Origin of the sequence: Acinetobacter sp. UBA3025, from assembly GCF_002367915.1 — a bacterium.
Classification (GTDB): domain Bacteria; phylum Pseudomonadota; class Gammaproteobacteria; order Pseudomonadales; family Moraxellaceae; genus Acinetobacter.
This window is the reverse complement of sequence record NZ_DFDO01000214.1, coordinates 1-7,935: the sequence shown is the minus strand read 5'-3', so window position 1 is coordinate 7,935 and position 7,935 is coordinate 1. Positions and strand designations below refer to the sequence as shown.

Below are 7,935 nucleotides of genomic sequence, written 5' to 3'. Positions count from 1 at the left end.
GTATGAGTTTGTAGATGGGTTAGTGATCGCATTCAATGAACGAGCATGTTTGATCACACCACCGATGAAATACAATGCCATTTCTGAAAGGCCTGCATATTCATCACCAGCAAACAGGTTCTTGCCATCTTTAGAGATCGACATGTGAACGTGCATACCTGAACCGTTATCGCCTACCATTGGTTTAGGCATAAAGGTTGCAGTTTTAGCGTATTGGTGCGCAACGTTCCAAACAGCATATTTGAACTGTTGTACTTCGTCAGCTTTACGAACCATTGTGTTGAAGCTCACGCCAATTTCTAACTGGCAAGATGCAACTTCGTGGTGATGCACTTCTACACGACCTGGGCCCATGATTTCTTCAATTTTTGCACACATGTCTGCACGCATATCTTGATGAGAATCAACAGGAGGAACTGGGAAATAACCACCTTTAACACGTGGACGGTGACCCGAGTTACCTGCTTCGTAATCTTTACCAGTAGACCAAGCAGCTTCTTCAGCGATCAATGTATGACGAGCGCCAGACATGTCGATGTCCCATTTTACTTCGTCAAATACGAAGAATTCTGGTTCTGGACCGAAGAATGCAGTATCACCGATACCTGTAGATTTCAGGTATTCTTCTGCACGGCGAGCAATCGAACGTGGGTCACGTTCATAACCTTGACCAGTTGATGGTTCGATAACGTCACAAGTCACAACAACAGTTGGCTCTGCAAAGAACGGGTCGATGAAACCTGTTTCTGCATCTGGACGTAAGATCATGTCCGATGCTTCGATGCCTTTCCAACCTGCGATTGAAGAACCGTCAAACATTTTGCCGTCTTCAAACGTATCTTCATCAATACTGTCTGCTGGATAAGTAACGTGCTGTTCTTTACCCTTGGTATCAGTAAAGCGAAAATCGACCCATTTCGCGCCACTTTCTTGTATGAGTTGAAGGACCTTGTTCGCCATGCTCATTTTGCTCCGATGTTTTTTGTTGCACTCGCAAAGTGCGTGTTAGAAGTTGGTATCTATTAAGCAATTAGCGTACCAACTTTTAAAAGTATATCTAAAATCTTGAAATCTTTATAAGAAAACATAGGAAGATAAAAATACCTTGTCGCTATTATACTGTGACTTAAACTAAATGCACTATATTCAAGCATTCTTCCTGAGATTTGTTGCAGGTATTTTTTTAGCGCACCTAAATAGTGCGATGATTTCATATTAGGTAAGAATAGGAGCAATTTTCAGTGAGGAATTGCGTTTTTATGCTAATTTAGTTTAAAAAATATTCAATTTCGTTTAATTCTGGTTAATTTTTATCAGTTACAAAGCGTGATCTGTAGGTTTGTGTATTTAAAAAGATCACTATTTTGAGTCACTTTTATTCAAATTGTCGATCTTATTGTTTGATTTATCCCATGCATTATTATTCAAATGATGTTTTTTTCAGCATAATTATTTTAATCATTTAAAACTTATTTATTATTAATTTAAAAAAATAATAACTGCAATATTTATTTAAACTTACTTTTCATCAGTTAATTACTTATACACACATTTAAAATATTTAAAAGGCTGTGAGCTAATCACCAGGCTGAAAATTGAAAAATTATTGCGCCCGATGTGGCTATTTTTTGCTATGATGAGGCGTGCTTTATTTTCACACAATGAAATCAACGATTTAGTCGTGTATTCCCTAGACTTGCAACAAGTCCCGATAAAGCTCAATCTGGATCACTTTAGCACAGTTAAGTGCAATAATTTCAATAGGTTAAGCTCATGCTTCTAATGATCGAAAATGAGCACAGCAATTAAATACTATTAAATGCCATTAAACCAATTTTTCATATTCTTTATTTTCCAGTCTTTCGTATTAAATACCCTAAAATAGAATTAAATTGTATTAATCACATTTGTGAGTAAGATTGTGAGTAACAACATTCAAATTTTTCCGTTACTCACATGCTCAACGATACAAAGCTCAAAAAACTAAAACCAATGGAGAAGGCATACCGAATTGCCGATCAAGGCGGCCTATGTATTGAAGTCCGCTCAACCGGTGCTAAGCTCTGGCGTGTTCGCTATCGTTTCGCTGGCAAAGCATCCATGATCAGTCTGGGTGAATACCCTATCGTTAGCCTGGCCGAAGCACGTCAAAAACAGGAAGAAATTAAATCGCTGCTTGCTAACAACATCGATCCGGCTGTACATCGCCAGCAGGAAAAAGCCAGCATGCTGTGTGATGAAAATAGTTTTGAAGCTATTGCCAAAGAATATGCCGTGAATCGCCTGCAGGATAAATCGCAAACCTATATCGATGCTTTTCACCGGGCAATGGAAAAAGATATTTATAAAGTGATTGGTCATAAGAATATTAAAGATGTGACGTCTGCCGATGTTTTGAAGATCATGCAAAACACAGTTAAGCGTGTTAAGGGTCAGGATAACCACGGTACTGGTGAAGTGACCGCGATTGAAAACAGAAAGAAGGTCGGCTCTGTGATGCGGTATGCCATTGCAACACTAAGAGCCGAGAATGATCCGACTTATGCAGTCCGTGAAGTCATTGCACGTCCGGATGTAGAACATGCCAGACCATTAACATTAACCGAAAGAAAAATGTTTAGAGCGCGGATCGATAGCTACGGCGGTGCCGAGTCGACTGTAAATTCGATATTATTCCTGTTTTACACCATGCTTCGGTCAATTGAAGTGCGTCGTCTGCAGTGGTCTTTTATCGACTTTGAAAACCGCATTATTACTTTTGAAAAGCAGTCCAGGGAACAGCTTAAAAAGGGCATGCGCCTGACCAAAAAAAATAGAACGCATGTGGTGCCTATGTCTGAGCAGGTGTATCAGTTATTACTTAAACAGAAGAAACTCACTGGCCGAAAGAAGTATGTTTTTGAGGGTGTCTATAACGGCGGGATGATGCCAGCCACTACGATCAATCGGGCTTTGCAATACATCATGCAGAACGTCACGGCTCATGATTTCAGGGCTACGGCTTCCACCCTGCTGAATGAACTCGGCTATGATGAAAAGTGGATTGAAACGCAGCTGGCCCATGCTGATGAAAATAAAACACGCGCCACCTATAACCATGCTAAATACCTGGCGGATCGCAGGAAGATGATGCAAGATTGGGCCGATATCGTGGATGGGTGGAAAGGATGATAAAAATTAAACCATTAGCTTTTAGCTTGATAGGAGGTAGCTTAATCCTCTTGATTACATATATATTATTTTCGAAGCTTGATTCGCCCGCGACTTCATCTGCCGCAATTGGAATATTTGGAAATTATTTTGGCGGGATTTCAACTCTATGGGCAGCTATAGTTGCTGCATATGTATTTACCGATTGGAAAGAAGAACACAATAAATCAATTATTTCCACTGATGCGAGAAATGCATTCCACCTCATTCATAATGAAAGGAATTTAATTCATGATATTAAATTCTCTCTCGCGGAAATTGAAAATATCGATGAATATAACCTTTCTGATTACAGAGACAAACTAAGATCTCATCGCACTCATTTGATAAAAATATTTAATTCTAATAGAGAGAATCTAGGTGAGTTTATAAACTTAACAGAAAATAGTGATTTCCATAAACAATATTTAGCTTATGGTAGTTGTCTTGATACTTTTGCAACCCTAGATATTCACAATATTAAAAAGGATACCTATGCGTTGAGAGATACGAAAGAACACCTAAAAGAAGTTGAGCTATTAAACAATAAAATTTTAACCGAGCTAAAGAAATATATCTTTGTTCAGTAGTTTTTTGCTGAGCTCTTACCCTGGTAAACTAATTTTCACCCTTATATTTTCAGGTAATCTAATAAGCCAAACTTTTATTTTGAGGACTGAACGATTGAGTGAAGACTAATGAATGGAAGTAGTAAAAAGGAATAACCATGAGCTACGGCTACCCTCACTATATAAAGAAGAATAGCAAATATTTGGCCTATCAGATCCACACTGATGAGTATGATTTCTGGGAAGTGTCTGAACTGGATGCCATGTATTCAAGTGGCTGGTATTGGGATAAAGATTTTGAGAAGGCTAAGCAGTTTTATAGCAAGTATGATGCTGAGAAGTTTTTGAGAGACAAGAAGGGAGAGTTTTGGGAAGGTGTGGAGATAACAAGACAATGAAAACATGGACCTACTTTTATATAGTGCACACGGTTCAAAATAGAAGTATTTTTAAGAAGGAATCTGACTGGGCTTTTTGGAAAATTTTATGGATATTAAATTAAGCGATGCTTTAGTAGTTGCTGGCTTTAGTGCGGGTATTGGTTTTCTTACCCAGTTATTAGTGAAATGGCTTGACCAGAGAAAACAAGCTCACACATATCAAGTCGCAATATTAGCAGAAGTATCTGCTTTATATGATCTTGCTGTTCAACGAAAATATAAAGAGGTATTTGAAGAACGTATCGAATATCTTAATCAAGCTCCTATGGAAAACCCGATTATAATAGTTCCATTTCAAGATGAGCTTACACCTGTTTACTCTAATAACTTAGAAAAAATTGGTTATTTAAATCCGAATATAGTTAATGATGTAGTTAGATTTTATGCACATATCTTTGCATTAAAACAGGATTTAATTCCGGGTGGCGCTTTAACAAACAGTGCGACAGCAAATCTAGAATCTTACGAAAACTCTTATGAAATATTGAAAGAAATACTTAGGCTTGGAGAGAAATTAGATAATATTAAAAATCATAAATAAAGCCCTCACCTAGAGGGCTTATTTAAATCAGACGATAGCTTTTTTGAGCAAATTGAATGCTGCCTTAGCAGCATTAATAAATCGAATAATAATCGGTATCCAGTAATCGAGATTCGTGAATACTTCTACAACTTCCTTCTTGGCAAACTCAATTACCCAGTTCCGCTTTTCTTCACCAGATAAAGTACTATTCTTTAGCTTTTCAGCTGCATCCATGTACTTTGCAATCTGACTTAGAATTGGGCCGCCTGATTCAGCTACTTCTAATGTGGATTTTGATACTTGTTCTATTGTTAGTGCTGTCATTAGAATTCCTCTACCGGCAGTAAATCCACAGTCTGACCTGCCAGGCTATGGTGGCAATCTGATAAAAATTGAATTTTCCCATCTGTAATAAATGAATGACATTGGCTTGGATGACCTTGATTTACCATTAATGAGGGTGTGAATGTTGGTGCATCAACATTGCCGTTAAAACCCCACCGAATGCGATGCTGCTCATCAACATGAATAGGATGAAGTGTCTTGCATCCTGGACATTCAATAAAGTAAATGCCATTGGATTGCAGTAATACATTGCTTACCTTCTTAAACTCATTCATCTTTTTAATTGTCCTGTGCTGCATATTTTAGGTTATCCGCAACACGATTGGTCCAGCCCTTACCCCATGTCGGCCATGTGTTCAAAGATGTATAAAACTTTAAGCGCTCAGCGGTCAAAGTTAGAATCACATCGTTTAGATCTTGAGTGTTCACAGCTTCAATAGTTTTAGGTCCAATGATGCCATCTGCAGTTACGCCAACCGCCTGTTGTAATTCTTGGATTGCACGTTTCCTGCCAGCATTAATTGCAAAATCCCAAAGTTGAAAGGTAATCGCTGAATGTATGCCATTGCCGCCTAATTTATCCCACCAGTCCTTTTTGTAGATTTCTTTGGCCTGAGCAAGTGATAAATTTTTAATATCCAAATTAGGATAAGTATTTGCAGCAATGCCGTACTTAGTGCCTTTTAGTACACCTACCCCCACTTTGCCACCGGTCCAGTTACCCGGATCGCGCTTATCATTGGTATACCCGCCTTCATGACCGATCAACCTTTGAAACGCTTTCTCAAAAGTAATTGAATCAACCGGTAGGTTTGCGAAACCTAAAACAGTTGGATCTGGGTGAAGTTCTGGCTGAGCTTTTTTACGTCCTACATATGTAGCCAAAAATACCAAAATAATAGACGCAATGCTTTGATATGGCTCAGGTAAGACATTGGCGTTATACACTTCCTGCAAAATCAAATGTACGCAGGATAAAAAAAGCGCCATATAGGCGCCGTATTTTACTGAGTCAAACTTCCATACATTTTCATTAATTAATTTCATCATTTCCTCTCACATAGTTTCTTTCATAAAGTTTGTTGCGGATTTCTTCAACCGTTCTTAAGAGTTGGTCGGATTGTTTTTCAAGGACTTGGATTTTTTGACTATTCGCCATTGCCTGTGCATTCACCGTGTCAGTTTTAGCGGTTTGATTATTCCAGGCTGCTGCAAATACACCAATGATGGCAATCCCACCCCATCGAACCAGATTTGTGACACTATCTATTTTGGTTTTACTTTCATGCAGCACCCGGATCTGCATATCGACTTCTTTGTGCTTGACCTCGGCATCCACTCGAATTTGCTTCATTTCATCTCGAAGGCTTGATTTTGTTCTATCTAAATCATCCTCAAGGTTTTTCTGGATCTTTTGCACATTGCTATCAAGGTTTTGTTGTTTCTCTTGAAGTTGATCGAACTGCATGCTCATACGGTCAATTTTTTGCGGCACATCTTCGAGTTTTCGCATTTCCTGACGCATCTCTTGGCGCAGTTGGCTGATACTTTCTGATATCGCAAGTAGTTGTCCAGATGTGGCTGCAGGTGGATCAGACAAATAGTCGTTGGACATTGCGCCCCCCTGATTTTGATAATAAAAAAGCACCTAAAAAAGGTGCTGTTATTTGGTTGAGTTTAGACTTCTATTTCTGAATGCTGTCCAGTAGGTGCTGGTCTTAGGATCACCTGGTTTGAAATGAATACTCTGGCACCTAAGTTATAAGCCGTGCCAGATGTGCATAGTACCGGACCAGATCCACCATCAATCTGCACCCGATACTCTGGATGCTTCACAGAGGTGATGGTACCGATGTATTCAGCATGGGTTGGATTTAAAAGCTTTTGCAGTTCAAATAAAGGATTACTCACGACTGATACGCTCCACGGTAATGGTTTCATTCACCTTTTCGTATGAAAAACTTCCACTCACCCCATCAATCACACCCCACCACTGGCCATTAAAGGCAATGGTTTTACCAGGTAGCATCTCGCCAATTTCCTGACTGACCGGAATATCTGTACAAGTGTGTAACTCCTGAATATTGGCTTTGACCAGTTCATTTTTGCCATAGCTGGCACCCGACACTACATTAAATAATGGCCCTGTGACTGTTTCTAGAGGCACATCACCCGAGGTACCACGCTGCTGTACTTTCAGACTTTCACCGCTGCGACTATTCACTACGGTGAGGGCATTAAAGTCAGCAATATATTCATCGTTCTGCTTAATGTTCTGCTGCATCACCAGGCTTTCAGATAACAGAATATCGTAATCCTCTACCGTCATCGTATCCCAGTAGCCTTTCTGGTATCGGGGCAAAATAGTCAGCGTATTACCTGCTTTCTGGCTATAGATAAAGCCGCCGCCTGCATCAACAACCTGCTTTATTGCATCGATTGGTGCAAGTTCTGCATAGCTCAGGCTTTCAATCGGCACAATCCAACCCAGTTCATCAATCAGTTTCCAGTCCAGAGTTGTACCGCTATTTGCTCGATCCAGTTCAGCCTGCACAAGCTGCACAGAGGTTCGTTCATTGTCCTGGATAAATGAGCGTAAAAGTGCGTATTTATCCGAGTTCAACGCAGTAACGCTGCGCCCCGGGTAAGTGTATAAAACACTGGCAAATCGTCGGGTTTCCTCTGGATCTTCCAGCAAAATATGATGCTCAAATCCATTGATTATGACTTTAAGAATCAATGGCTGCCCATCGATCGGCTGTAGTTTATCTTTCTCGGTATGAGCCACGGTAATTGAGTAAGTCCAACACCACTGCGACCGGCTGGCACTGTAGCTACCATCAATCACTTGAATCTTCTCGCCGGTATC

10 protein-coding genes and 1 pseudogene are annotated in these 7,935 nt (G+C 39.7%); 4 read left to right on the top strand and 7 right to left on the bottom strand.

Annotated elements, in window-relative coordinates; genetic code table 11:
• The coding region (locus B4J23_RS09010; RefSeq protein ID WP_291360109.1) for a glutamine synthetase beta-grasp domain-containing protein at positions 1-966 on the bottom strand (966 nt) is incomplete at its 3' end.
• Positions 967-1,956: 990 nt separating this feature from the next.
• Here B4J23_RS09010 and B4J23_RS09005 point away from each other — a divergent pair.
• The 4 genes from B4J23_RS09005 to B4J23_RS08990 all read left to right on the top strand — a co-directional run bounded on the left by B4J23_RS09005 (position 1,957) and on the right by B4J23_RS08990 (position 4,739).
• Positions 1,957-3,171: a tyrosine-type recombinase/integrase gene (locus B4J23_RS09005; protein ID WP_291360107.1), complete on the top strand. Its 1,215-nt coding sequence runs from the start codon at positions 1,957-1,959 to the stop codon at positions 3,169-3,171.
• The gene (locus B4J23_RS09000) at positions 3,168-3,779 is read left to right on the top strand and encodes a hypothetical protein (protein WP_291360105.1); all 612 of its coding nucleotides are present in this window, start codon (positions 3,168-3,170) and stop codon (positions 3,777-3,779) included. The genes B4J23_RS09005 and B4J23_RS09000 overlap by 4 nt, the downstream gene beginning before the upstream one ends.
• A 137-nt stretch (positions 3,780-3,916) precedes the next feature.
• Complete coding sequence (locus B4J23_RS08995; RefSeq protein ID WP_291360103.1) at positions 3,917-4,156, top strand: hypothetical protein; 240 nt, start codon at positions 3,917-3,919, stop codon at positions 4,154-4,156.
• Positions 4,157-4,244: 88 nt separating this feature from the next.
• Positions 4,245-4,739: a hypothetical protein gene (locus B4J23_RS08990; protein WP_291360101.1), complete on the top strand. Its 495-nt coding sequence runs from the start codon at positions 4,245-4,247 to the stop codon at positions 4,737-4,739.
• Positions 4,740-4,766: 27 nt separating this feature from the next.
• Here the strand turns inward: B4J23_RS08990 and B4J23_RS08985 are convergent, their stop codons facing one another.
• The 6 genes and pseudogenes from B4J23_RS08985 to B4J23_RS08960 all read right to left on the bottom strand — a co-directional run.
• Entirely contained in the window at positions 4,767-5,045 is a 279-nt protein-coding gene (locus B4J23_RS08985) for a hypothetical protein (RefSeq protein ID WP_291360099.1), read from the bottom strand.
• The gene (locus B4J23_RS08980) at positions 5,045-5,341 is read right to left on the bottom strand and encodes a DUF6527 family protein (RefSeq protein WP_291360097.1); all 297 of its coding nucleotides are present in this window, start codon (positions 5,339-5,341) and stop codon (positions 5,045-5,047) included. The genes B4J23_RS08985 and B4J23_RS08980 overlap by 1 nt, the downstream gene beginning before the upstream one ends.
• A 4-nt stretch (positions 5,342-5,345) precedes the next feature.
• Positions 5,346-5,861, bottom strand: coding sequence for a glycoside hydrolase family 108 protein (locus tag B4J23_RS08975; RefSeq protein WP_291360111.1), 516 nt, complete (start codon positions 5,859-5,861; stop codon positions 5,346-5,348).
• A 238-nt stretch (positions 5,862-6,099) separates the two neighbouring features.
• Complete coding sequence (locus B4J23_RS08970) at positions 6,100-6,681, bottom strand: hypothetical protein (protein ID WP_180011211.1); 582 nt, start codon at positions 6,679-6,681, stop codon at positions 6,100-6,102.
• 62 nt (positions 6,682-6,743) lie between these two features.
• Positions 6,744-6,977 carry a hypothetical protein gene (locus B4J23_RS08965; protein WP_291360095.1) on the bottom strand — a complete coding sequence of 78 codons (234 nt, stop codon included), beginning with the start codon at positions 6,975-6,977 and terminating at the stop codon, positions 6,744-6,746.
• A pseudogene (locus B4J23_RS08960) lies at positions 6,970-7,935 on the bottom strand (hypothetical protein); the annotation flags it as partial. The gene B4J23_RS08965 and the pseudogene B4J23_RS08960, both read right to left, overlap by 8 nt.